At 66.7% G+C, this 23683-nt stretch carries 18 protein-coding genes; 11 read left to right on the top strand and 7 right to left on the bottom strand.

Annotated elements, in window-relative coordinates:
• The first annotated feature begins 22 nt into the window (after positions 1 to 22).
• Positions 23 to 1657 (top strand): hypothetical protein, encoded by a 1635-nt coding sequence (locus Rhe02_RS17560; RefSeq protein ID WP_203909312.1) that lies wholly within the window; start codon positions 23 to 25, stop codon positions 1655 to 1657.
• Positions 1658 to 2044: 387 nt separating this feature from the next.
• On the opposite strand, the gene Rhe02_RS17555 is transcribed toward Rhe02_RS17560, so the two are convergent.
• Positions 2045 to 2494 carry a hypothetical protein gene (locus Rhe02_RS17555; RefSeq protein ID WP_203909311.1) on the bottom strand — a complete coding sequence of 150 codons (450 nt, stop codon included), beginning with the start codon at positions 2492 to 2494 and terminating at the stop codon, positions 2045 to 2047.
• 84 nt (positions 2495 to 2578) lie between these two features.
• On the opposite strand from Rhe02_RS17555, the gene Rhe02_RS17550 reads away from it, so the two are divergent.
• The 4 genes from Rhe02_RS17550 (at position 2579) to Rhe02_RS17535 (ending at position 7053) form a co-directional block, all read left to right on the top strand.
• Positions 2579 to 3916: an FAD-binding oxidoreductase gene (locus Rhe02_RS17550; protein WP_203909310.1), complete on the top strand. Its 1338-nt coding sequence runs from the start codon at positions 2579 to 2581 to the stop codon at positions 3914 to 3916.
• Between the two features lie 11 nt (positions 3917 to 3927).
• On the top strand, positions 3928 to 5163 hold the full coding sequence (locus Rhe02_RS17545; RefSeq protein ID WP_239123887.1) for an SAM-dependent methyltransferase: 1236 nt from the start codon (positions 3928 to 3930) through the stop codon (positions 5161 to 5163).
• Positions 5164 to 5263: 100 nt separating this feature from the next.
• On the top strand, positions 5264 to 6001 hold the full coding sequence (locus Rhe02_RS17540; RefSeq protein WP_203909308.1) for a hypothetical protein: 738 nt from the start codon (positions 5264 to 5266) through the stop codon (positions 5999 to 6001).
• Positions 6002 to 6225: 224 nt separating this feature from the next.
• Entirely contained in the window at positions 6226 to 7053 is an 828-nt protein-coding gene (locus Rhe02_RS17535; RefSeq protein ID WP_203909307.1) for an alpha/beta fold hydrolase, read from the top strand.
• Here the strand turns inward: Rhe02_RS17535 and Rhe02_RS17530 are convergent.
• On the bottom strand, positions 7050 to 9629 hold the full coding sequence (locus Rhe02_RS17530) for a M64 family metallopeptidase (RefSeq protein ID WP_203909306.1): 2580 nt from the start codon (positions 9627 to 9629) through the stop codon (positions 7050 to 7052). The genes Rhe02_RS17535 and Rhe02_RS17530 overlap by 4 nt on opposite strands.
• A gap of 189 nt (positions 9630 to 9818) precedes the next feature.
• Here Rhe02_RS17530 and Rhe02_RS17525 point away from each other — a divergent pair, with 189 nt between their 5' ends.
• Positions 9819 to 11987: a beta-L-arabinofuranosidase domain-containing protein gene (locus Rhe02_RS17525; RefSeq protein WP_203909305.1), complete on the top strand. Its 2169-nt coding sequence runs from the start codon at positions 9819 to 9821 to the stop codon at positions 11985 to 11987.
• Positions 11988 to 12076: 89 nt separating this feature from the next.
• Positions 12077 to 13828 (top strand): S8 family serine peptidase, encoded by a 1752-nt coding sequence (locus tag Rhe02_RS17520; RefSeq protein ID WP_203909304.1) that lies wholly within the window; start codon positions 12077 to 12079, stop codon positions 13826 to 13828.
• 85 nt (positions 13829 to 13913) lie between these two features.
• On the opposite strand, the gene Rhe02_RS17515 is transcribed toward Rhe02_RS17520, so the two are convergent.
• Entirely contained in the window at positions 13914 to 15365 is a 1452-nt protein-coding gene (locus Rhe02_RS17515; RefSeq protein ID WP_203909303.1) for a multicopper oxidase family protein, read from the bottom strand.
• Positions 15366 to 15537: 172 nt separating this feature from the next.
• Here Rhe02_RS17515 and Rhe02_RS17510 point away from each other — a divergent pair, with 172 nt between their 5' ends.
• Positions 15538 to 15945: a DUF4440 domain-containing protein gene (locus tag Rhe02_RS17510; RefSeq protein ID WP_203909302.1), complete on the top strand. Its 408-nt coding sequence runs from the start codon at positions 15538 to 15540 to the stop codon at positions 15943 to 15945.
• A gap of 25 nt (positions 15946 to 15970) precedes the next feature.
• On the opposite strand, the gene Rhe02_RS17505 is transcribed toward Rhe02_RS17510, so the two are convergent.
• The gene (locus tag Rhe02_RS17505; protein WP_203909384.1) at positions 15971 to 16366 is read right to left on the bottom strand and encodes a winged helix-turn-helix transcriptional regulator; all 396 of its coding nucleotides are present in this window, start codon (positions 16364 to 16366) and stop codon (positions 15971 to 15973) included.
• A gap of 84 nt (positions 16367 to 16450) precedes the next feature.
• On the opposite strand from Rhe02_RS17505, the gene Rhe02_RS17500 reads away from it, so the two are divergent.
• A complete protein-coding gene (locus tag Rhe02_RS17500) occupies positions 16451 to 17383 on the top strand; it encodes an NADP-dependent oxidoreductase (RefSeq protein ID WP_203909301.1) in 933 nt (310 codons plus the stop codon).
• Between the two features lie 51 nt (positions 17384 to 17434).
• Here Rhe02_RS17500 and Rhe02_RS17495 read toward each other — a convergent pair whose 3' ends face one another.
• Positions 17435 to 18850, bottom strand: a complete 1416-nt coding sequence (locus tag Rhe02_RS17495; protein ID WP_239123886.1) for a glycosyl hydrolase — start codon at positions 18848 to 18850, stop codon at positions 17435 to 17437.
• 162 nt (positions 18851 to 19012) lie between these two features.
• On the opposite strand from Rhe02_RS17495, the gene Rhe02_RS17490 reads away from it, so the two are divergent.
• The gene (locus Rhe02_RS17490; protein WP_203909300.1) at positions 19013 to 19531 is read left to right on the top strand and encodes a hypothetical protein; all 519 of its coding nucleotides are present in this window, start codon (positions 19013 to 19015) and stop codon (positions 19529 to 19531) included.
• A gap of 155 nt (positions 19532 to 19686) precedes the next feature.
• On the opposite strand, the gene Rhe02_RS17485 is transcribed toward Rhe02_RS17490, so the two are convergent.
• Entirely contained in the window at positions 19687 to 21201 is a 1515-nt protein-coding gene (locus tag Rhe02_RS17485) for a family 43 glycosylhydrolase (protein WP_239123885.1), read from the bottom strand.
• 287 nt (positions 21202 to 21488) lie between these two features.
• Here Rhe02_RS17485 and Rhe02_RS17480 point away from each other — a divergent pair, with 287 nt between their 5' ends.
• Positions 21489 to 22922, top strand: a complete 1434-nt coding sequence (locus Rhe02_RS17480) for a pectate lyase family protein (RefSeq protein ID WP_239123884.1) — start codon at positions 21489 to 21491, stop codon at positions 22920 to 22922.
• Between the two features lie 49 nt (positions 22923 to 22971).
• Here Rhe02_RS17480 and Rhe02_RS17475 read toward each other — a convergent pair whose 3' ends face one another.
• Positions 22972 to 23592, bottom strand: coding sequence for a hypothetical protein (locus Rhe02_RS17475; RefSeq protein ID WP_203909299.1), 621 nt, complete (start codon positions 23590 to 23592; stop codon positions 22972 to 22974).
• Positions 23593 to 23683: the final 91 nt, after the last annotated feature.

The following is a 23683-nucleotide window of genomic DNA, read 5'->3' as shown; positions in this document are numbered from 1 at the left end:
TAGTTGTCTATATTCTCCGGGCATGAGGGATGCCCGGGGGCGACGGCCCGATCCAGGACCGTCCGCCCCGCCGGTCACCGCGAGCCAGGGCTGCGAGACAGTGATCGCCTGGCTGTTGCGGGTCAACCGGATCTATGGCAAGGACGAAAGTCTCGCCGTCGCGGCCAGGTTCATTCGAGCTTTCAGCGGCGGCCCGGAGGGCATACCGGCCTCCGAATCGCAGATCAGCCGCTGGGAGCGCGCCACATTGCGGGTCACCCCCGGCGTCATCCGGCGCTACGAACAGGTGCTGGATCTGTGCGACGGCCGCATCGGCGCTGTCGCCCATACCCTTTACCGCGAGTCGCTGGGCCGGCTCGGCCCTCCCGCGCTGCGCGCTGCCGTGAACGCCGACGACGGGGCCGCCCGCGACGGCCTGAGCCAGCTCCTCGACCGGGCACTCGGCGCGGAGGTGATGTCGGGCCGCGACTGGGACGAGCTTTCGGCCGGCCTGTGGACCGTGCCCGTACTGCTGCACCCGCGGCGGCTGTTCGATCAGCTGGCCGACCGCCTGCTGGGCGAAATGCTGATCGCCGAAGGCACCGCCTGGCTACTGCGCTGCGAGGCCATCAACCGGCTGCTCGGCGTGCGTGACGGCACGTTCGCGGTCATCGAGGCCTGCACCACCGTCATCGAAGATCATCGCAGCCAGATCCTCATCGAGCCGATGGCGCTGCTGGAGATGACCCCACACCCGGCCGCCGCCAGCCAGCTGCTGCGACAGATCGATTGCCCCGGCAACGATCACGCGTTGCGCGCGGCCTGGTGGGCCGTGGCCGAGAAAGCCGGGCGGGGACACTTCCGCCCCGAACAGCTCCACCAGCTCTCCAGCGCGGCCGCAGACACGTTGCAGGACAACAGCTCCCACCTGGCATGCCGGGTCGCCGCCGCCGAGACCGTGCGCCAGGTGCTACCGGCCGCCACCCCCGCCACCCGCCGCATGCTGACCAAGGCCACCAAGGACGACCTGGTCACCAACAACGTCCTCCGGTCCGGAAGGACCTGCGCGCGGGAAACCGTACAGGCCGTGGCGCACCGGCTCGGCGACTCCGCGCTGGCGTTGATGCATCAGGGAATCCTGCGGCGCGACCCGGTCCTCACATGGCTCATCACCGAAATGCTCTTCCACCCCCAGGGCACCCGCCGCGTGGTAGCGGCCCAGGCCATCGCCGCCACGCCCTACCGCCCCGCGCTGGCCCGCGCGATCGCGCACGAGCTCGGCAAGAGCGCGACCCTGGCCAACCCCACCCTGGCCACACCCCTCGTCCAAGCGCTGGGCCACCTCGGCGGCGCCCCCGAAATCCCCCTGGTATGGCGGCTCCTGCTCAGCCGCAACCTGCCCGCGCCCATCAGCGAGTCAGCAGCCTGGATCGTGGGTCACCTCCGCGCCGAACCCGACACCCACCCCTGGCCGCACGCGGTAAGCCGCCTGCTCCGCGAGCGCGACAACCCGCTTCGCTGTGACGCCAAAGCACTCCTCTACAGCCTAGGCACCGCAGGTCGCCGCCACGACCTGACCAACCTGCTCACCGCCCCCGACCTCCATCCCGACCTGCGCACGGCGGCGCAATGGTGGCTCAACATCCCCGAAATAATCCAACGCAGCGCCCAATCCTGACCCGCCCGCCCCAATTCGTGCCAAGGACGTCATCGAACTGCGCCGGATCAAGCTCAATCCGGCGCCTCCCAGAGCACCAGCACTGCCCACCCACAGCCCCACTACCACCTACATCTCTGCATCACCCAGCCAACACAGAGATGTAGGCCCCACAAAGACACCCCACATCCTCGCCACCACCTACATCTCTGCATCAGCCAGCCAACGCAGAGATGCAGGCCCCGCGAAGACACGCACGTCTTCCTGGAGATCGAACAGGTCGGCAGAATCGAAGTGCCTCGACTGCCAAGAGAACTACAGCGGTCGAGTCGGTGAAGCCATTGAGCGAAAGCCGATCAACAAAGTCACCAGATTGGCGATCGAAAATTTCGACGACCCAGGTCCAGGTCAGCACCGCGTCCTCGTCGGCGCTGTGTCCGGCCGCGGGAGGCGGGTGGTCAGTAGGTGGCGGATGCCTAGGATCAGGCCCGCTGCGGCGGCTGCGGCGCAGAGCCAGAAGAGGAGGTCTAGGCCGAGTAGGTAGATGTTCAGGGACCAGCCGTCGCGATCGAGGATCCAGGAGTAGGGATAGCCGAGGGCGAGTGGGCAGCATTGCTCGATTTGCCGTGCCAGGAGGCCTAGCCCGGTGCCGGTCAGGGTTGCCAGCGCTATGGCGGCCCAGACGAGGCGTCCTTTCAGGAGGATGGGCGCAATGGCGTCGAGTCCGAGGACGATCGATCCGGCGAGGTAGATCGGCCATGTCGCGGGGCTGCCGGGGCTGTCCAGCGAGGGAACGATGGCCAGTGCGGCCAGCAGCGCGGCGAGGCAACAGGCGACCTGAAAGAAGCGCTTGAACACAGGCACGACTATCGCACACACATCCTAACCTCGCGATCTAGGCAAACATTGATCTCAGTGCGCGGACGGAACTAAGGTGAGGGAATGGACCATTCCGTGGCCACAGCGCGCCTGCAGCGTAGTTATAGTGCTTTACCTGCGGATTCTCCCGTTCGGCTGGCCAAGCGCACGTCGAATCTGTTCCGCTTTCGAGCCGGCGACCCAGCGACAAGGCTCGATGTTAGCGAGTTCGGCAAGGTACTGAAGGTCGACGCGCGTGAGCGCACCGCCGACGTACAGGGGATGACCACCTATGAAGACCTGGTCGCCGCCACCCTCGCCCATGGGCTGATGCCCTACGTGGTGCCGCAGCTCAAGACGATCACCATCGGTGGTGCGGTCACGGGTCTGGGCATCGAGTCGACCTCGTTCAAGCACGGGCTGCCCCACGAGTCTGTGCTCGAGATGGAGATTCTTACCGGAGATGGGCGGATAGTCATAGCCCGTCCCGATAACGAGCATGCCGCGCTTTTCGATGCTTTTCCCAACTCCTACGGCACGCTCGGCTACGCGCTGCGGCTGAAGATCGAGCTCTTGCCGGTCAAGCCTTACGTCAAGCTTCGCCATGTTCGCTTCGACGATGCGGAGCAGGCGTTTGCGGCGCTGGTCAAGGAATGCGCGAACGAATCCAACGACTTCGTCGACGGAACGGTGTTCAGCCGTGATGAAATCTATTTAACCTTGGCCGAATTCACCGACGAGGCGCCAGCCACCAGCGACTACACCGGAATGGACATCTACTACCGCTCCCTGCAGACCAGGCAGACCGACTATCTGACGGTGTCGGACTATCTATGGCGCTGGGACACGGACTGGTTCTGGTGTTCGCGGGCATTCGGGGTGCAGAACAAGTTCGTGCGGGCGCTTTGGCCGCGGCGCTATCGACGCTCCGACACGTACCACAAAATAGTGGCCTTTGACCGGAAGCATCGCCTCACCGACCGGGTCCGCAAGGCTCGCGGCCAGCAGGCCGAGGAGCCGGTCGTGCAAGATGTCGAGGTGCCGGTGGGACACGCGGCCGAGTTCCTCGACTTTTTTCACCGCGAAGTGGGCATCACGCCGGTGTGGCTCTGCCCGCTGCGCCTTCGCGGATCGAAAACGTGGCCGTTGTACCCATTGGAGCCGGAATCCCTTTACGTCAATTTCGGTTTCTGGTCGAGTGTGTCATTAAAACCAGGAATGTCAGTTGGGTACTACAACCGCCTCATCGAAGACGAGGTGACCTCGCTGGGCGGGCACAAGTCGCTGTACTCCACCGTCCACTACGGACGCGAAGAGTTCTGGCGGCTCTACCACGGCGATGCCTACGCCCCGATCAAAGCGGCTTACGATCCAGCGGGAAGACTTCCAGACCTGTACACCAAATGCACAAATGCGAAGTGAGGACGACAGCTATGGGATTGGCTGAAATTCTTGCGGATGGCACCGGACTCACCGATCAGATTGAGGTCCGGGCCTTTGACGGCAGCCGTGCGGGCTCGCCGGATGCAGGGGTGGCCATCGAAATCAAATCGCCGCGGGCGCTGGCCTATGTCGCCCAGGCCGGTGGCGACCTCGGCCTGGCTCGCGCCTATGTCATGGGCGACCTGGAAATTCACGGGGATGTGCACACCGCCCTGGCCCATGCCGGCACCCTGGATCTGGGCACCACGCTGAGGCGCAAAATCGAGCTGTTCCGCAAGCTCGGTGGGCTCAAGCTGCTCAAGCGGGTCCCTGTGCCGCCCGAAGAGGTGCGGCACCTGCCCGGCCGGCGGCACTCCAAGAAGCGTGACCAGGCCGCGATTTCGCACCATTACGACGTGTCCAACAAGTTCTACAGCTGGATTCTGGGCCCGTCCATGGCCTACACGTGCGCGGTCTATCCGAGCGAGGAAGCCACCCTCGAGCAGGCGCAGTGGGCCAAACACGATCTGGTCGCGAAGAAACTCGGGCTGCGCCAGGGAATGCGGCTGCTCGACATCGGCTGCGGCTGGGGCGGCATGGTCATGCACGCCGCCGAGCATTACGGCGTCAAGGCGCTCGGCGTCACGCTTTCGTTGCGGCAGGCGGAGTGGGCGCAGAAGGCGATCGCCGAGCGCGGCCTCACCGAGCTGGCCGAGGTGCGCCATCTGGACTATCGCGACGTCGCCGAGACGGGCTTCGACGCGATCAGCTCGATCGGCCTGACCGAACACATCGGCAAGGCCCAGCTCCCCGGATACTTCAAGTTCCTCTACGGCAAGCTCAAGCCGGGCGCCCGGCTGCTCAACCACTGCATCACCCGGCCCAACAACCTCGAGCCGGCGGTGCGGGAGAACTACTTCATCAACCGCTACATCTTCCCCGACGGCGAGCTGGAGGGTCCCGGCTACCTGCTGTCCCTCATGACCGACACCGGTTTCGAGGTGCACCACGAGGAGAACCTGCGCGAGCACTATGCGATGACGCTGGCCGCCTGGTCGGCCAATCTCGACGAGCACTGGGAGGAAGCCGTCGCGGAGGTGGGCGAGCGCAAGGCCAGGATCTGGAAGCTTTACCTGGCCGGGTCGCGGTGGGGCTTTGACCGCAACAACATTCAGCTCCACCAGATCCTGGGGGTGAAACTCGGGCCGGACCACCGGTCGGGGATGCCGCTGCGCCCGGATTGGTGAGGTGACGCCAGTCTTTTGTGGACGATGAAGCCGCAGGTCGGCGGCCGTGTCCGTTTCGCACACTGGAACGCCGTCACGGCACAGGTCTAGGCTCACGCCCATGTTGGTGAATGTCTTGGCAACGGGGATGTCTTGGGCTGTGCCGGCCGACGAAACGGCACCTCCGACGGTCAGTGTGGGCCTGGCGGTGGAAGACTTCGTCCCTACGCTACTGGCGTTCCTTGGCTTTGTGCTGCTCGCACCGTCGGTGCTGGGCCGCCTCGGCGCTGTCCTCATGGGCGCTGGGGGCGCGGCGAAGTCGACCTGGAAGCTGCTGCACGCCGCCTGGGGCATGGACGTGCCCTGGCTGGATGATCTGCTGTTCCCCCTGCTGGCGGCCGGTGGGCTGCTGCTGGCGGTGTCGCTGCACCGATCCTTGCGCTGGTGGTCCTCCCCGCTGGTCATCGCGGGCGCGCTCGTCGCGGCGCTCGCGGTGGTGCAACGTTCGGTGCAGCCGACCTTCGTCTTCGCCACCGTGGCGGTGGTGTGGATCAGCATCCTGGGCACTGTCCGCGCCGCAAAGCACGGCAGCGGCCTGGGTGCGGCGCTGTTCCCGGTGAGCATCCTCGCGGTGATGGCGCTGATCCCGCTGCGCGGGCACGCCGCCAGCGGATCGCTTGCCTTCCAATGGGTTCAGCAGGGCATGAACACCATGGCGCAGGCCGTCTTCTGCATCGCGGCCGTGCTGACCTACCGCGCGGTCAGGCGCAGCCGAACCGATCAGGCGCAGCCGGACTGGCCGAGCAGCCGCGACCTGAGAGCCAACCTGGCCCGGGAGGACGCCCGACACCGCCTGTAACCCCGACCGGGGCTCAGCCTTTCCGCTGAGCCCCGGGATAACCGGCGCCGCGCCGCTGGTGGCCGGTAGTCTGTTTGGTGTTCGCGTCGCTACGACGCCGCCGGCCGGCCGCCGATGAGGGCAGCCGGCAAGGGCAAACCTCACCAACACGCCAGGATCGCCCAATCGGCGAGGTAAGGCGCTGTCTGTCTCTACCCGCCGACTGGAGAGCAGGGGGATGCACGATGAGCACCGGCAGGGTAACCACCAAGGACGGAACAGAAATCTTCTACAAGGACTGGGGCACCGGACAGCCCGTGGTCTTCAGCCACGGCTGGCCGCTGACCGCGGATGCCTGGGACGACCAGATGTGGTACGTGGTCTCCAACGGATTCCGCGCGGTCGCCCACGACCGGCGCGGCCATGGCCGGTCGAGCCAGCCGTGGGACGGCAACGACATGAACACCTACGCTGACGACCTCGCTGAGGTCATCGAGCGGCTCGATCTGCGCGACGTCGTCCTGGTCGGCCATTCCACCGGCGGCGGCGAAATCACACGTTACATGGCGCGGCATGGCACCGGGCGGGTCGCCAAGGCCGTGCTCGTGGGCGCCATCCCGCCACTCATGCTGCAGACCGACGCCAATCCAGATGGCTTGCCCCGCACGGTCTTCGACGACCTGCGCAGCAACGTCGAGCGCGACCGCTCGCAGTTCTGGCAGGACCTCAGCGCTCCCTTCTACGGCGCCAACCGCAAGGGCTCCAAGGTGAGCCAGGGACTGCGTGACAGCTTCTGGCTGATGGGCATGACGGTCGGTTTCAAGGCCGCCTACGACTGCATCAAGGCCTTCTCCGAGACCGACCTGACCGAGGACTGCAAGAAAATCGACGTGCCCACACTCATCATCCACGGCGACGACGACCAGATCGTGCCCATCGTCGCCTCAGCCAACAACTCGTCCAAGCTCATCAAAAACAACACTCTTCATGTGTACCAAGGCGCGCCGCACGGCCTTACCGCCACGCACCAGGACGAGTTCAACGCCGACCTGCTTGCCTTCCTCAAGGGCTAGAGGGCCGCGCAGTCGCCGGTCTTCGCGCCGCGCACCGTGTTGGGCGCGCCGAAGTCCTTGACCGCGGCGCTGTTGCCCGAACAGCTCAGCGCACCGTTGACCCGGTTGCCGACCAGCATCGGCCCGTAGGCCCCGGCGAGCCGGGAGTAGCGCTCGTTCGCCGAGACCTGCGTGTTGCCGGCCAGGACAACGGCACCGTTGAAGGTGTTCCCGGCGAGCGTCACGTCCTGGCGCGTCATCGTGAGCGTGACAGCACCATTGACGGTTGAGCCGAAGAGCTGCACGGCTTGGGCGCCCACCGAGACCAGCGAGCCGCTGATGGTGCTGTCCCGCACCACGAGCGACGCTCCCGCACGCACCGTCACCTGCCCGGCCACCTGAGCGTTCGTCAAGCACGTCACGCCGGTGCTTGCGGTCACCCTGTTCTGGCGGCCGGTCAGCGTGGTGGTGCACGCCGGGGATGCGCCGGGCAGCACGGTGGCCCGGTAGCTGTCGGCGGGGCCGATGTTCCCCGACGGGTCGATGGCGCGGTGCTCGACCAGATGCGTCCCGAAGCCGGGAATGAAGCCGCCGCTGGGGTGGTCGTCGGGCAGGGTCTGCTCGAACGTCGCCCGGGAAAGCCCGCCGGTGCCGAGGTTGCCGTAGGTCAGCGCCTTCACGTTGGTGCCGGAGTGGCGGAACTGGAACGGCGAGGAGGGCATCGGCCTTTCCGGGAAGCCGAAGTAGTTGAACCAGCCGTCGTGGTCGAGCCGCAACTGCCCGACAACATGCCGCTGCCCGGCATAGCTGGTGAGGTCGTCCTGTGGCTGCAGCAACATGTCCCAGCCGTCGAAGTACACCGGATGCTCGATCGCGCCGGGCAGGGTAGTCAACGGTGTAGACAGGGTACGGGGTGCGGTCGGCGCCGAGTTGTCGATCGTCCACTCGACACGGTCGGAGACGCCGCCCGGGTCGGCCGGGTCGGTCACCGTGGCGGCCAGCTGATGCGAGCCCGCGCTCAGCGCCAGCGCGCCGAGGTCGAGGTTGCGGCTGTTGTCCGGGTTCGGCAACGGTGAGCCGTTCAGCGACCACACCACGTTCAGCACCCGGTCGGCCGGATGGCTGGTCTCCACGAAGACGACCTCGTCGCCGGCGACCGGCTGGCTCGTCATCGTCGACGCGGTGATCTCGGCGGTCGGCGGTTCCGGCGTCACACCTGGCTCGCCGACCGTCCACTCACGACTCTGGACGAACCGGGGCCCGTTGTAGCCGGAGTTGGTTGACGTGTTGCCGTCGGACGGATTGCGTACCCAGTCGATTCCTTGCGGCCCAACGGGATCGCGTACCTCGACCCGGATCACCGTGCCGGGCGGCAGGTTGAGCGAACCCAGATCGAGGCTGCGGCTGCCGTGGGTGTCAAGGACGGCGCCGCCTGCGCTCCAGGTCACCAGGAGCTCGTGATAGCGCGGGTGCCCGGTTTCCACCCACAGCACGCCATCGGCCGGTACTGTCCCGAGCGCGGTGTGCCGCAGGCTCATCTGGCCGGCGTTGCGCATGCCGGTGAGCCGGGCGACCATGTGCTCGCGCCCGATCTGGTCCCAGTCGAAGCCGATCCACCGCATGATCGAATGCTCGCTGGGCCGGCGCTGGCCGCAGGGGAACGTGCCGCCGCCCTCGTGCAGCCCGATCGTTCCACCGGACAGGCTTTCCTCGCCCAGCCAGCGCCACCACTTCTGCTGATCGGCGACCATCTGCTCGGTGCTGGTGTAGACGGTGTGGTGGAAGCTGCCCGGCTCGCCGCCGGTGTAACAGGGCCGGATCACGTCACGGGAGGAGTAGGGGTATTCGTCGGCCATGGTGCCCAGCGAGTGACCCAGCTCGTGCAACGAGATCAGCGGGCCCTGCGGGGAGCCGCCGGAGGTCGTCGCGCTCGTGCCGCCGATGCCGCCGTAGGTGAAGGTGTTGAAAATAGCCAGGGTCTGGACATTCTGTGAGGTGCGCGGGATGCCCAGTACCGGCATGACATAGGTGTCGAGGATGCGATTGTGCGCCTGGTTCCCGGTTTCGCACGGGTTCACGCCCGGCGGATAGGCATCGGCGTAGCTTGCGCAGTCGACCGGCGCGGCACCGTAGACGGTGCCCCGGGCCAGCGGGTCGTTGCAGCCGTTCTGAAAGATCATCCGCAGGGCGGTGTTCTTGGTGTCGATCGGCCCCTCGCGCTGGCCGGTGTCGCGGATCGTCCCGTCCGGGTGGCGTACCCGGCCGTCGGGGTCGCAGCGCACGCCGTAGTGGATCGAGGCGATTTCCACCGCGTAGACGTTGAGGTAGCTGCGGTACGTGCGGAACGGTTCGGTCGCCCACATGACCGCGAGGTTGCGGTCCACATCGGCCAGGAAGATGCTCTGCTGATCCGCCTGATACCCGTCACCGAGAATGATCAGGTTGAGCCGCTCGGCCGGCGGCCCGGTGACCTGAATCGGGTGCACCACCGGCACCGGCAGTGCGGCCAATGGGGCCGCCCCGGCCGGATCGGCCACCACCGCGTTCGACAGCGCCGCCAATGCGGCCACCATGACGAAAACCATTCTGCGTGGCACGCCAATCACCTCACTTGAGGATCAGCTCGCGAAGACGGGTACATCGTAGCCTCGTTCGTGATCACAAAATAGATGCATTTAAACTCGTGCGCCATCGGCCGGATATTTGGTATCGTCGAGAAAATCGTTGTGCGCGAACTTGTACACGGGCGAGCAGTTCACGTCACCTCCATGGAGAGGTCAGTTGCAATGCTCGACCGACGAGACTTCCTCAAGGCTGCCGGCGTGACTGTCGTCGGCTCTGCCATCGCTACTCCCGGATCAGCCTCGGCCGACGTCACCGTCGCCGCGGAGCCGCCGCAGACAGCGTTTCTCGACGCCAACCCGCGCTGGGTGGTCAAACCCTTCCCGCTGCACCGGGTATCCATCGCCAACGGCACCATCTTCGCCGAGAAGCGCGATCGGGTGCTCAACTACGCCTCGGCCTACTCCGTTGACCGGGTGCTGCACAACTTCCGGGTCACGGCTGGGCTGCCGACGCCGGCCGGCTCCTCGCCGCCCGGCGGCTGGGACGACGCCACCGGCAATCTGCGCGGGCACTTCAGCGGTCACCTGCTGACCATGTTCGCCCAGGCCTACGCGGGCACCGGCTCGACTGTCTACCTGGACAAGGTGAACCAGGTGGTGGCCGGGTTGGCGCAGTGCCAGACGGCGATGGCGGGAAGGTTCAGCCACCCCGGGTTCCTTTCCGCTTACCCGGAAACACAGTTCATACAGCTGGAATCGTTCGCCACCTACCCGACAATCTGGGCGCCCTATTACACCCTCCACAAGATCATGCGTGGCCTGCTCGACTCCTATCTGTTGGCGGGCAACACGCAGGCGCTCACCGTGGTGACCAAGATGGGCGACTGGGTGGCCCAGCGGCTCAACGCGCTGCCACGCGCGACCCTCAACCGGATGTGGTCCATCTACATCGCGGGAGAGTTCGGCGCGATGAACGAGGTCATGGCCGACCTCTTCGCGCTCACCGGTCAGCAGAAATATCTGACCGCCGCGCTGTGCTTCGACAACCGGCAGGCGCTTTTCGGCGCGACCCTGGCCAACACGGACACGCTGACCCGCCTGCACGCCAACACCCATGTGCCGCAATTCCTCGGCTACCTGCGCGTCTTCGACCAGAACGGGGTGGCCGACTACCGTACGGTGACCGAGAACTTCTTCCGCATGGTGGTGCCCAACCGCATGTACGCCCACGGCGGGACCAGTGGCACCTGGCCCGCCGCCACCGGCCTGCCCGCCAACACCAACCCTGAGCTGTTCCAGCCGCGCGGCAACATCGCCGGGTCCATCGGCGGCAACGGCGCCGAGACGTGCACCACCTACAACCTGCTGCGGGTGGCCCGCAATCTGTTCTTCCACGACACGAACGCGGCGTATATGGACTACTACGAGCGAGGCCTGGTCAACCACATCCTCGGCTCGCGACGCGACGCCAACAGCACCAGCAGCCCCAACGTCACCTACTTCTTCCCGCTGCAGCTGGGCAGCGTGCGCTCCTTCGGCAACACCGGCACCTGCTGCGGCGGCACCGGCCTGGAGAACCACACCAAATACCAGGAGACCATCTACTTCAGAGCGCCCGATCACTCGGCCCTATGGGTCAACCTTTACATCGGGTCCACTCTGCAGTGGACGGAGAAGGGCGTCACCATCGCGCAGGCCACCGACTTCCCGCGCGCGCAGGAGAGCACGCTGACGGTCACCGGCAACGCGACCTTCGCACTGCGTCTGCGGATTCCCCAATGGGCGGACGGGTTCCGGCTGTTCATCAACGGTGTCGAGCAGACCGGCACGAAGACGCCCGGCACCTATCTGCAGGTGAGCCGGTCATGGGTCAGCGGCGACACGGTGCGCGTGATGTTCCCGTTCAAGACCCGGAGCGAGTCCACTTTGGATCAGCCGAGCGTGCAGTCGCTGCGGCACGGCCCGCTCATCCTCGGCGCGATAAGCACCGCGACCACGTTGCGCAACTTCTCGCTCTACGCCAACGCCAAATTGGACGGCCGGTTGGCGCTGACACCGGTGGCGGGCTCCACCAACCAGTTCGACAGCAACGGGTTGCGCCTGCGGCCGGTATATCTCGGCGACACCCAGGCCCATCACCTTTATGTGCGGCGCAACGAGCCCACCATCGTGTTCGGCACCCGCAGCTCGGGTGTGCCGAACAGGCTCTCCGGCACGCAGACCTTCCTGGACGCGGTCTGGGTGGCGGCACCTTTCGCCAGCCACGCGGCCTTCATGACCCAGGTGACTAACGTCGGCAACACCTGGCGCAGCCGTGGCCTGCTCAGCACCACCGAGCAGACGGCCGTGACGAACGCCGCCCAAGCCGCCGAGCCCGATCTGCGGCCCTAAATCCCCTATCCCCCAAGGAAAATCCCGCCACTCGCTACAGACGCGAGTGGCGGGCACCTTCGCTGTCCCTCACGAGATGGAGTAGATCCGTGCCCAGACTCTTGATGTCCCTTGTCTTCTCAGCCTCGCTGGTGGCTTCCGGCATTGTCGCGCCGGCGGCAGCCGCAGCCGGTGACATGCAAACCGCTGTGGTGCCGGTGGATGCGCCCGCTTCGCCGAACCTCGCGGGTCTCGGACAACTGTCGATGACCCTCTTCAGCACCGAAAAAATCGACGTTACCCAGGTCGATCCCGACACCGTTCGCCTGGGCGGCACCGGCGTCGCCCGCTGGGAAAGCGGACAGCCGCTGACCGTCGTGGCGGACCGCAACTCCGATGGCCGCGCCGACCTTGGGCTCTTTTTCGACAAGCAGGCCTTGCGCGACAACGGCGCGCTGACCGCGGCCACCACCGAGCTGACCGTTACCGCCAAGCTGCCGGACGGCCAGCCCGTCACGGCCTCGCAAGCGGTGAAGCCCAACGTCCTGCTCGAAATCAAATTCCAGGAAACTTTGGGGGTACGCGGCACAAGCGCCACCCTGCACAGCGCTCGCGGGGCCGACCTGACCGCCGTGTCCACATTGCTGCAACGCCACCACGCCGTTCTGCTTGACCCGCTGCTCAACGAGCAGACATTGGCGAGCCTTTCCCGGGCCTCCATCTCGGCCACCGCGCCGGACATGGCCTCGTGGTATCACCTCACCCTGCCCGCCGAGGCCAATGTGGACAAGGCGCTCGCCGATCTGGCCGCATCGCCCGTCGTGGCATCGGTCTACCCGGCCCCCGAGGCCGCGCTGCCGCCGGTCTCGCCGAACTTCACCTCCATGCAGGGCTACCAGCGGCCGGCCCCGCAGGGCGTCGACGCCGACTACGCCCGCAGCACCATCAACCCGCGCGCCCGCGGCGCCGGGATTCGCATCGTCGACCTCGAATACGACTGGAACCCCTTCCACGAGGACCTGAACCTGACCTGGTCGAGCGACCTGGGCGGCACCCAGTTCCCCCGCTACACCGGCTTCGCCGACGAGCACGGCACAGCGGTCTTCGGTGAGCTCGTGGCCGACGAGAACGCCTACGGCGTGACCGGCGGCGTTCCGGACGCCTCGATGTTCGGCATCTCCCCGATTCAGCGGCTCAGCTCCGGCGGGACAACCTACCGCCCCGCCTCGTCGCTGTCGTTCCTCGCCACCATCCTCACCCGCGGCGACACCGTCCTCATCGAACAGCAGACGGTCGGCCCGAACGGCGGAACCCGTTACGTACCACTGGAATGGGTTCAATCGGTCTTCGACGCTTTCGTGGTGCTCAACCAGCTCGGCGTGGTCGTTGTCGAGACGGGCGCCAACGGCGGTGAGAACCTCGACGCCGCGAATTTCCAGGGCCGCTTCAACCGTTCGGTACGCGACTCGGGCGCCATCATCGTCGGCGCCGGTTCCAGCACCAGCCGTTCCCGCCTTAGCTTCTCCAGCTACGGCTCCCGCGTCGACGTGCAGGGCTGGGGCAACAACATCACCACCACCGGCAGCAACGGCAACCTCTTCGGGGGCACCACGCCGGCCAACATCAACGTCCGCTACACCCGGTCCTTCGGCGGCACCTCCGGCGCGGGCCCGATCGTCACCGGGGTCGTGGTGGCCATCCAGTCCTACCTCAAAGCCACCGGCCGCCAGGTCATGACCGCCAGCCAGATGAGCAATCTGCTCAAGGCCACCGGTTCCGCGCAGACCGGCGACCTGAGCCAGCGCATCGGCCCACTGCCCAACCTCCGCGCCGCCCTAACCTCAGTCGGCCCCGCCGCCTAGCAGGAGCCGGGTTAAGCCGGGGGTCGGTGGGCGCGCCCGCAGTAACGCGAGCGCGCCCACCGACCTCTCGAGCGCGGATGGCCGCTCATGCCTCCCGGCGATAGGCGAGCACGGCCATCATGCCGGCCGCGGCGTGGTAGACGTTGTGGCAATGAATCATCCACAGACCGGGATTGTCCGCGTCGAAGTAGGCCTTCAGCACCTGGCCGGGCAGGACGATCGCGGTGTCCTTGCGCGGCCCGGCCGGACTGCCGAGCGCGAAGGTGTGACCGTGCAGGTGGACAGGGTGGAACATGCCGGTGGTGTTGATGAAGTCCAACCGCACCCGCTCCCCGATCACCACCTCATAGGGGTTCTTGAGCGGCTTGGCGTGGTCGAAACGCTTGCCGTTGAAGCCCCAGTTGTAGCCGCGCATGCTGCCGGTGAGCTGAAGCCGGATCGATCGGTCCAGCAGCTTTGACTGCATCTCCACGGCGGCGGCCGGCTTGAGCTGACGGTAGCTGACGATGTGGCGGTTCAGCTCGGCCGGGCGCACCGAGGCGGGCGGCGCTTCCCCGCCCCCGGTGCGGATGATCGCGAAAGCGGCGTCGTTCTTGCCCTCGGCCAGCGCCACCAACGGGAACACCCCATCGCCGAGCGTGACGATGACGTCGTACCGTTCGCCCATACCGAGCAGCAGGGCATCGGTTTGGACCGGCACTACCGCGTAGCCGTCGGCGTGGGTCACCTGCATCTGGTGGCCGCCGACAGCGACCCGGAAAACGGTGTCGGAACCCGCATTGAGGAACCGGATCCTGACCCGCTGCCCCGGTTTGGCTTGGAACACCGCGGCATCGGCGGGCGAGCGCCCATTGAGAATGAAATACGGGTACTGCACGTTGCCCGCATCGCCTCCCAAAAGGTTGCTGGTGGCCCTGGTGTGCCCCATCCCGGCGTGCGTCATCCCCTTTTCCAGATCGGCGAGCACCTCGTCGGGATCGCGTTCCGTCCAGTCGTCCAGGACCACGATCCACTCGTTGTCGTAGACCAGAGGCTCATTCGGATCCTCGACGATCAGCGGCGAGTACAGGCCGCGATCCAGCTGAGTTCCGGTGTGCGGGTGGAACCAGTAGGTGCCCGGGTGGGTCGCGGTGAACTGGTAGGTGTAGTCGGCGCCGGGGGCGACGGGCTCCTGCGTCAGGTGCGGCACGCCGTCGGCGTCGTTGCGCACCGGGATGCCGTGCCAGTGGATGCTGGTCTCGTGCGGCAACCGGTTGGCCATCGTCGCCTTCAGCCGGTCGCCGACCTTCACCCGCACCGGCGTGCCCGGGATGGCTCCGCCGTAGCACCAGGCCGGCATGACCCTGCCGCCGAGGTCCACCTCGGACGTCCGGGCCTCCACCCGGAACTCGACCACGGGGCCGCGCGATCGCGCCTCGTCGGCGGCCAGCACCTCAGGCCCGTCCGTGGCCACGAACGGCGACGTGCTGTATCCGGCGGATGCCCCGAGCGTGCCCATGGCCAGGCCGCCCAACAGCAAACTCCTACGATCAATCATTTGGCCCTCCGGGGTTCAGCCGCGCGGGGCGATGAGGCGTGCTTGGGCGATCTAGCGCCATGATCCAAGCCGGCGATACTGGTGGTACACATGGCATAAGCTTTCCTCATCGCAATGGTTGACGAAGTGAGGACACGCAGGCGACGCTGGCGGCAGCGATACCGTGGAGCCCATGCGTGCCGTGAAGGAATTGCTGGGGCTGCAAGCAGAGCAGCGCCGGGCACACCTGGAGGGTGATGCCGCCGCGATGGTGGCCATGTTCGCCGGCGACTTCGTGTCCGTCTCCGATGGCGTAGTGTCCCGGCCCAGCCGCGAGGAGAGCCTGCAGCGCTTCGAGCGCTACTTCGGCCTGGTCACCTTCCAGGCGTGGGAGGACATCGCGGAGCCGGTCATCGAGGTTTCCGGCGACGGCAGTTTGGCGACGGTGCTGGTGACCAAGCGGGTCCAGCTGACCTATCCCGACGACACCGGCGCCATCACAGCGGAGGAGACCTTCTTCGCCTGGGCCGAGACCTGGCGGCACGCCGACGGCACGCGATGGGAGCTGGCGATGGTGGTCTCCACCCGCCGTGCGCCGTGAGCAAGGTGGACAGCCACACGATTCCTCATCGGACAGTGGCCGTGTCGTAGCGCTCGCGGGCGTCGTGCACCGCGCCGATGTGGGCCTCCGCCCAGGCCTTGATGGCCTTCTGCAACGGAAGCAGGCTGTGGCCCAGCGGGGTCAGCTCGTAGTCGACCCGGGGCGGGACAGAGCCGGTGACGGCGCGGCTGACCAGCCCGTCGCGTTCGAGCTTGCGCAGGGTCTGGGTGAGCATCTTCTGGCTCGCGCCCGCGACTGTCCGCCTTAACTCGCTGTGCCGCAGTGGGCCTTCCCCCAGCGCGCTGACGACCAGGGTCACCCACTTGTCACTCAACACCGCCAGCAGTTCGTGACCTGGACACTGCGCCAGGTTGGCGTTGTACTCATGACGGGTCAGCTCACGCTTGTCCGTGGCGCTCATCGTGGTGATGGTTTCCTCCGGGTGCTCCAGGCACTCGAAAGTGCTCTCTTTGCCGACCAACCGCCGCTGCCTAGCGTTCATTCCATGAAGTCGATCATCGTACGCACCCCCGGCGGCCCCGACGTGCTCGAGCTTGCCGAAAGCCCACTGCCCCAGCCCGGACAGCTGCAGGTCCGGGTGAGGGTCGCCGCGTCCGCGGTCAATCCGATAGACCTTTCCGCCCGCGCGGGACGCCTCATCCACGCCGGGCTCATGCCCGCCCTGCCACAGTTCGGGCTGGGCTGGGATGTCGCGGGCCACATCGACGCCACCGGCGCGGGCGTCACCCGCTTCCAAACTTCGGACGCGGTGATCGGGCTGCGCGACCTGCTGTTCGCCCCGGGCGCGCACGCCGAATACGTGGTACTGGACGAGTCCGCCGTCGCCCCCGCCCCGGCCTCGGTTCCGCTCACCGACGCCGGCACCCTTCCGCTCAACGCGCTCACCGCCGATCGCGCCTTGGACCTGGCCGGCCTCGAGCCCGGCGCAACGCTATTGGTCACCGGCGCCTCCGGCGGTGTCGGCGGCTTCGCGCTTCAGCTCGCGGCGCTGCGCGGGCTGCGCACGATCGCCCTCGCCCGGCCCCACGACGCGCAAAGGGTGCGCGCCCTGGGCGCGGGCGAGGTCATCACCTCCGCCGACGACCTCGGCGCGACCGTGCGCGGCATCGTTCCCGGCGGGGTGGACGCGGTGATCGACGCCGCTGTCCTAGGCATCACGGCGCATCAGGCGCTGCGCGGCGGCGGCACCTTCGTCGCGCTGGTGGCCCCCTTCGCGCCGCCCCCGATCCGCGGCACCCGCGTCGTCGTCCAGGAGGTGTTCGCCGACGGCGCCCGCCTCACCAAACTGTCCAAACTAGTCGACGACGGCGTACTTCGTCTTCGGGTGGCCCAGGCGTTTCCGCTCGACCAGGCCCGTGCCGCGCACGAACTGCTCGAGAAGGGCGGTGTCGGCGGGCGCGTCGTCCTCACGCCGTAATCACCGATGCGCAGGGCGACGCCGACGGGGTCGCCCTGCGCATGGCGCGGGTCAAGCGGGCAGGTTCCACTGCTGATTGGTCTGGCCGTTGCAGGCCCAGATCTGCAGCGGCGTGCCGTCGGCGGTGAACTGCCCGGTGGCGTCCAGGCACCTTCCGGTCAGCGGGTTCACCAGCGTTCTGGCACCCGTGCTGTAGGTCCATTGTTGATTCGGGTTGCCGCTGATGCAGTCCCAGATCTGCACCCTGGTGCCGTTGGCGTTGACACCGCCGTTGACATCCAGGCACTTGCCCAGGGCACGTACGGTGCCGTCGGCGCCGACCGCCCAGATCTGCGCGCCGGTGCCGTTGCACGTCCACAGCTGCACCTGGGTGCCGTTGGCCGGGTTCGAGGCGGCCACGTCGGCGCATTTGCCGCTGGCGACGCCGGTGACCGGACCGGTGCGTGCGCCGCCCCCGCCGCCCGGGATGCTGAACTCGCCACGGTTGAGCACCCGGGGCGCGAAGTAGGAGCTCTGCACAGCGGCGTTGGTGTTATAGGCCGGATCGGTGAGCCATTCCGCCCACACCATCCACCAGGCCCAGCGCGGCTGGGCGTTCATCAGCGCCGGGCTGGGCACGCGGCCGACCTCGGCCAGGGCGATCGGCTTACCGCCCGCCACGCCGAGCATCGCCTGATAGTCGCTGGCGCTGGGCTCCATCTTGACCCACACGTCGAGACTGGCGATGTCCACATAGGACGCACCCGGCCAATAGTCGCCCAGCGAGCCCATGTTGACGTCCTTGACGTTCCACACCCAGACCAGGTTGGTCAGCCCTCTGGTACCGGTGAGGAAGTCGTGCGCGATCTGGTAGAGGCGGCGGCTGCCGTTGGCTCCGGGACGACCGCCCCACCACGACCAGCCTTCGTTCATCTCGTGAATGGGCCGCCACAGCACCGGTACCCCGGCGTTCTGCAGCTGCCGAAGGTAGGGCACGGCCTCGTCCAGCCGCTGCTTGAACCGGTTGTTGAGATTGGTGCCATCGGTGATCAGCTCGGTCCACTGGGCACTGGTCAGATCGCCCAGGATGCCGCCGGTGTCCCAGCCGCACGTGGCGCCGATCGTCGGCGGGCACAGGTGCCAGGTGAGGGCGACGACCGAGCCCGCCTGCCATTGCCGGATGGCCTCGCTGACCATGGTCTGCCGGGCACCGACATCGGCCGGCAGGAAGAGAAAGTCGCCGCCCCACAACCCCGGCGTCTGGCCGGTGATGCCCTGCGCCAGACGGGTATAGCGGGTCGGATCGGAGTTGGGCTCCCGGTTGTGTTGCCCGGAAAGCATGCTCTGCCCCGAGATCCCGGTGAGGAAGCTGATCAGCTGAGCCCGGGTGGACGGGGGGAAGGACAGGGCCGCGGCTTGGCCGACCGTGACGACGGCCAGGGCCAGGACGGCAGCCGTGATGGCTGTCCGCCAGAGGTGGCGACGCACGGGCTTACCTCCTTCGCGATCGTTACTGAACCGGATAAGTAAACAGACTTTACGACTGGACTTCCTGTCTGTCAACGACACCGGTCGATGGCCTGCCACTGAGCGTAAGGCGCAAGGCGGGCCGAAGATGAACCGCGAAAGTCCGATACCGTCAACCAGGTCATGGCAAATTTCGCGGATGGCGGTGTAGGCATGGTTTCGGACAGCTATGGCAATCAGCCGGCAACGTGTCCCCGATGTGGACAGGGCGACGCTGTCCTCAGCGTGCCCGACGCTTACAGCTCGGCCGCGGGCACCGAGGCGGCCCGCCGGGTGCTCCTCGACAGCGACGCCTCGATCGCCAAGCGCCAAGCGGCACGGCAGACGGTGAAAGCGGCGCCCCGAGTCGTCTCCGCGCGGCTGCTTGCGGTGGCGCCAAGCTCGTCCACGGCTCTGTTCGGCTGCCTCGGCGTGTTCTTCGGCATCGCCGCGGTGGCTTTGTTGGCGTTCTACCTTTCGTCAGCCCGATCGGGGCGCATGACCGGGTTGGGGGACCAGCCGTGGCCGATCCTGGTGGCCGCGCTCATCGCCGGCCTGGTGTGCCTGCTGTGCATCCTTCGCATTCCTGCCGCGGTCGCTCGCCAGCGGCAGGTCAAGGCGGGGCAACCGGCGGCGGCCGCGATCTGGAGCCGCGCCGGTTAAGCCTTGTCACCTCGTGTACGACTTCTCGACCACGCGCGCTTCCGGCAGCCCGCCGCGCAATGAGCTGACGCGCGCACCCAGCGGCCGTCATCGCCGATGAGGTGAAAGCCAGCGCCCCGGCCGCCGGCACAGAGCCGGCGGCCGGGGCGTGACTATCAGGAGGTCGGCTCGCCCGACGGAACAGGCAGGGCCGTGCTCAGCGCGGCTGGGACGCCGAAATTCGGTGTGCCGTCAGCGTTCCAAGTGAACTTCTGGGCGCGGGTGGTGCGGTTGACGTCGCAGCCCGCCGAGGCGGAGGCGTTGGCGTGGTAAACCATCCAGTCTTCGGTGCCGTCCGGCGACTTGAAGAAGCCGTTGTGCCCGGGCCCGTACACGCCATTGGCGTTGGACCTTTGGAAGACCGGGTTCGGCGACTTGATCCAGGACGAGGAGAGCAGTGGGTCGCCACCGTTGTAGGTGAGCATGCCGAGCTTGTAGTCGGGCGTCGAGCAGTGGCTGGCGGAGTAGACGATGAAGGTTTTCCCGTTTCGCTGCAACGCTACCGGGCCTTCCGCCACCGAGCCGCCGATGGTCTCCCAGGGCAGGGTCGCGGTGGTGAGGATGCGGCGGGTGCCGCTGGCCGTCCACGGGTTACTCAGCGGCCGGATGAACAAAGGCTGCTGGCCGTTGTAGAACGTGCCCATCAGGTAGAGGTTTCCGTTGAGCTGCAAGATGCCGGCGTCAAGCTCCCACGTGTTGTCCTGCTGCGGGTCGAGCATGTCGGCTTTCCAGGTGTAGGGGCCCATCGGGTCCAGCCCGGCGCTCTCCAGCACATGGATGCGCTGGGTGCCCAGGTTGAACGGCTCCACACCGGCTGTGTAGTAGAGGTACCAACGGGTTCCGTTGGGACCGGTGAGCAGATGGAACTCCGGCGCCCACAGGGTGCCCGCGCCGTTGGGGCGGGTCAGGTTGAAGATGACCGTCTCCTGCGCGGTGGCCAGGCCGCCGAGGGTGGCGGAGCGGCGCATGGTGATGGTGCGGTTCCAAGTGGTGGCGGCCAGATAGTAGAAGCCGTTGTAGTAGGTCAGCCACGGGTCGGCGCCCTGCGGGTCCAGCGGGTTGCGGAAAGTGCCGCCGCCGCCGGGCGTGCCCGGGTTGTAGCCGGCCAGCCGCCACACCCGCGAAGTCGCTGTGCTGCAAGGAAGCTGGACGAGCGCGGTGCCCGCGGTGGCCGCGCCGGCGTTGGGCACGATGCACTTGCCCGAGTGCACTGCTTGGAGATTGAAAGTTTTATCTGTACCGGACACCGCCACCGGAACCAGCCGGAAACGCTGATTGTTGTTGGCGTGACAGCTCCACTGGATGATCGTGGCGTTGTCCGCGGTCGACGCTCCGAACACGTCGACGCAGCGGCCCGCCGCGACGGTGGCGATGTTGTACTGGTCGGTGGTGCCGGCGACCGGGGTGAAGGTGAAGTTCTGAATGGCGTTGCCGGTGCAGGCCTCCTGGGTCAGCTGGACGCCGTTGCCGGTCTGGCCGCCGGGCACGGTGGCGCAGTTGTTGCCGTTGCGGTTGACCGCGGTCGAGGTGAACACGACCGGCGCCGCCGCCGCTGAGCTGGCGACGAAGACGGGTGGGAGCAGGGTGAACGCCGCAATGACGGCGCACATGCGCAGGGCACGTGAGGGCATGGCACATCCTCGGGTGTCAGAAATGGACACTGATGGCGCGCCCGTTATCGCCGCGTGTAACTGTACCGATTGGCCCGCGGATGGTCCAGCATTCGTTTGATCGCCAAACTATAAAGCGCCACGTGTTGACCCGTACGCAATCCATCACTATCATCTTTGTCGATGGGAAAGCGCTTTCCTATCGGCGCTACCGGGCGGCGTCGCATCATCATTCACGCATGCGCCCGGTTCGATCGGCGTTCGCATGATGCCGCCGAAGCGGGGCCGAGACCCCCAGGAGCAAGCGAATGAAGGCAGCTTCGTCAGTAAAGCGGCGGTCAATCGGTGGCGGTGCAGTCGCATTGGCCACCATCGTGACCGCGGCCATGGTTCTCAACAGCGGGACGGCCTATGCCGCGCCGACCAGGTATGAGGCCGAGAATTCACCGGCCACCTGCAACGGGACCATCGACTCCGACCACGCCGGCTTTTCGGGCAGCGGGTTCTGTAACGCCACCAACGCGGTCGGGGCCGACCTGCAGTTCACGGTGAGCGCCTCGGCGGCCGGGACGGCCACCCTCGGCGTCCGGTTCGCCAACGGCACCACCACGGCCCGTCCCGCCAACCTGATCGTCAACGGCGCGACCGTCCAGAACGTCTCGTACGAGGGCACCGGCGCCTGGACGACCTGGGTCACCAAGACCCTTACCGCCACGGTGAACGCGGGCAACAACACCATCCGGCTCAGCCCGACCACAGCCAACGGCCTGGCGAACATCGACTTCCTCGACTTCGAGGTGGGTGGCACCACTCCCCCGAGTTCGCCGCCACCGTCGCCACCACCACCGAACAACGGCCTGATCGGCTGGGCGACCCAGGGCGGAGGCACCACCGGCGGTGCAGGCGGGGCAACGGTCACGGTGACCAGCCTGTCCGCGCTGACCACGGCGGCCGCTTCCACCTCAGCGATGATCATCCGGGTGCAGGGAAGCTTCAGCTGTTCCGCTGATGTGCGCGTGGCGTCGAACAAGACGATTCTCGGCGTCGGTTCCGGCTCCGGGCTCAACGGCTGCGGGCTCAACATGCGCGATGTCAGCAACGTCATCGTCCGCAACATGCGAATCGGCTTTGTGCAAGCCGGAAGCGGCAACGGTGACGCCATCCACATCGACCACGCGACCCGGCTCTGGATCGATCACAACGATCTGTCCAGTGACACCACGCATGGCACCGACTTCTACGACGGCCTGCTCGACATCACGCACGCCGCCGACTTCGTCACCGTGTCGTGGAACAGGCTGCACGACCACATCAAGTGCTCTCTGGTCGGGCACAGCGACAGCAACGCCGCCGAGGATCGCGGCCACCTGCGCGTGACCTACCACCACAACTGGTTCGCCGGGTGCAACTCGCGCGATCCTCGCGTGCGCTTCGGCAACCCGGTGCACGTGTTCAACAACTACTACAGCAACATCGGTGACTACGGCGTGGCGTCGACGATCGAGGGTGGCGTACTCGTTGAGGGCAACTACTTCGAGAACGTGCCGGACCCGTTCCACCTCGGCGAGGGTTCAAGCCCGGCCGGAACTCTGGTGGCGCGCAACAACACCTTCGTCAACAGTGGCGGTGGCCAGACCGGCGGATCGGTGGCTTCGATCCCCTACGGGTACACCGCGGAAGCCTCCGGTGGCGTCAAGGCGAGCGTCATGGCCAACTCCGGAACCGGAAGAATCACCACCTGATACCACGCAACGAGGGCGCCGCGCTCATCGCGGCGCCCTTTGTCCTATGTCAGACAAGACGCTCGAAGCTGCCGGCGGGCGCGCCGTAGAGCATCTGCAGGTGCGTCGAGGTGAAGCTCTTCTTCTCCTCGTCCGAGCTGGTGTTGTATCGGTGCAGTTCCTCAATCTGCTTCTCCCACGAGCTGGACAGCTGGTTGCCGAGCGCGATTTTGGCCCGCGGATGCGACCAGCCGGCCTGGGTGCCGTCGGCCTTCGCGTTGCCGGACATGACTTTCGCCGACAGCAGCGTGTCATGGCAGGCGGCACAGTTGTCCCCGGCGCACAGCATGTAGATCAGCGGATCGACCATGGCGTCCGAAGCGGCCAGCACACACATCTCGCCGTGGTTGCTGTTGCCTAGCTCGCTGAACGTCTGCGCGGTGTATATCTCAAGACTCTTGTGGTACCAAGGGAAAGTGGTGATGTTTGTCTTCAGATCCTTCATGATGGCAGAAGCCTTGGTGATTCCGCCCACCTTGCTGATGATGATGCGGCCACCCTTGGTGACGCCGACGGTGAAGTTGGCCTGCTGCTTGTCTTTCACTCCGTCCTGCGTCTTGATCCAGTCCAGGATGGTTTTGGCGACCCACACGCTGAGCTCGATCGGGTCTGCCTTGGCCGGTGATGTCACGATGTCCCCTTCACTAGGCGGCTGTTACCCAGACAGAGGCAGCGCGCGAAAACATTGATACGTCGCCCGCTGTCCGCAAATGGACTGGCCA

Origin of the sequence: Rhizocola hellebori, from assembly GCF_016862955.1 — a bacterium.
In the GTDB taxonomy this organism is placed as follows: Bacteria; Actinomycetota; Actinomycetes; order Mycobacteriales; family Micromonosporaceae; genus Rhizocola; species Rhizocola hellebori.
This window is presented reverse-complemented; position numbering and strand designations above follow the sequence as displayed.

Coding starts and splice junctions, on each gene's coding strand:
- Rhe02_RS17560 (WP_203909312.1), top strand. CDS start 23: ATGAGGGATGCCCGGGGGCGACGGCCCGATCCAGGACCGTCCGCCCCG.
- Rhe02_RS17550 (WP_203909310.1), top strand. CDS start 2,579: ATGGACCATTCCGTGGCCACAGCGCGCCTGCAGCGTAGTTATAGTGCT.
- Rhe02_RS17545 (WP_239123887.1), top strand. CDS start 3,928: ATGGGATTGGCTGAAATTCTTGCGGATGGCACCGGACTCACCGATCAG.
- Rhe02_RS17540 (WP_203909308.1), top strand. CDS start 5,264: ATGTTGGTGAATGTCTTGGCAACGGGGATGTCTTGGGCTGTGCCGGCC.
- Rhe02_RS17535 (WP_203909307.1), top strand. CDS start 6,226: ATGAGCACCGGCAGGGTAACCACCAAGGACGGAACAGAAATCTTCTAC.
- Rhe02_RS17525 (WP_203909305.1), top strand. CDS start 9,819: ATGCTCGACCGACGAGACTTCCTCAAGGCTGCCGGCGTGACTGTCGTC.
- Rhe02_RS17515 (WP_203909303.1), bottom strand. CDS start 15,365: ATGATTGATCGTAGGAGTTTGCTGTTGGGCGGCCTGGCCATGGGCACG.
- Rhe02_RS17510 (WP_203909302.1), top strand. CDS start 15,538: ATGCGTGCCGTGAAGGAATTGCTGGGGCTGCAAGCAGAGCAGCGCCGG.
- Rhe02_RS17505 (WP_203909384.1), bottom strand. CDS start 16,366: ATGAGCGCCACGGACAAGCGTGAGCTGACCCGTCATGAGTACAACGCC.
- Rhe02_RS17500 (WP_203909301.1), top strand. CDS start 16,451: ATGAAGTCGATCATCGTACGCACCCCCGGCGGCCCCGACGTGCTCGAG.
- Rhe02_RS17490 (WP_203909300.1), top strand. CDS start 19,013: ATGGCAAATTTCGCGGATGGCGGTGTAGGCATGGTTTCGGACAGCTAT.
- Rhe02_RS17485 (WP_239123885.1), bottom strand. CDS start 21,201: ATGCCCTCACGTGCCCTGCGCATGTGCGCCGTCATTGCGGCGTTCACC.
- Rhe02_RS17480 (WP_239123884.1), top strand. CDS start 21,489: ATGAAGGCAGCTTCGTCAGTAAAGCGGCGGTCAATCGGTGGCGGTGCA.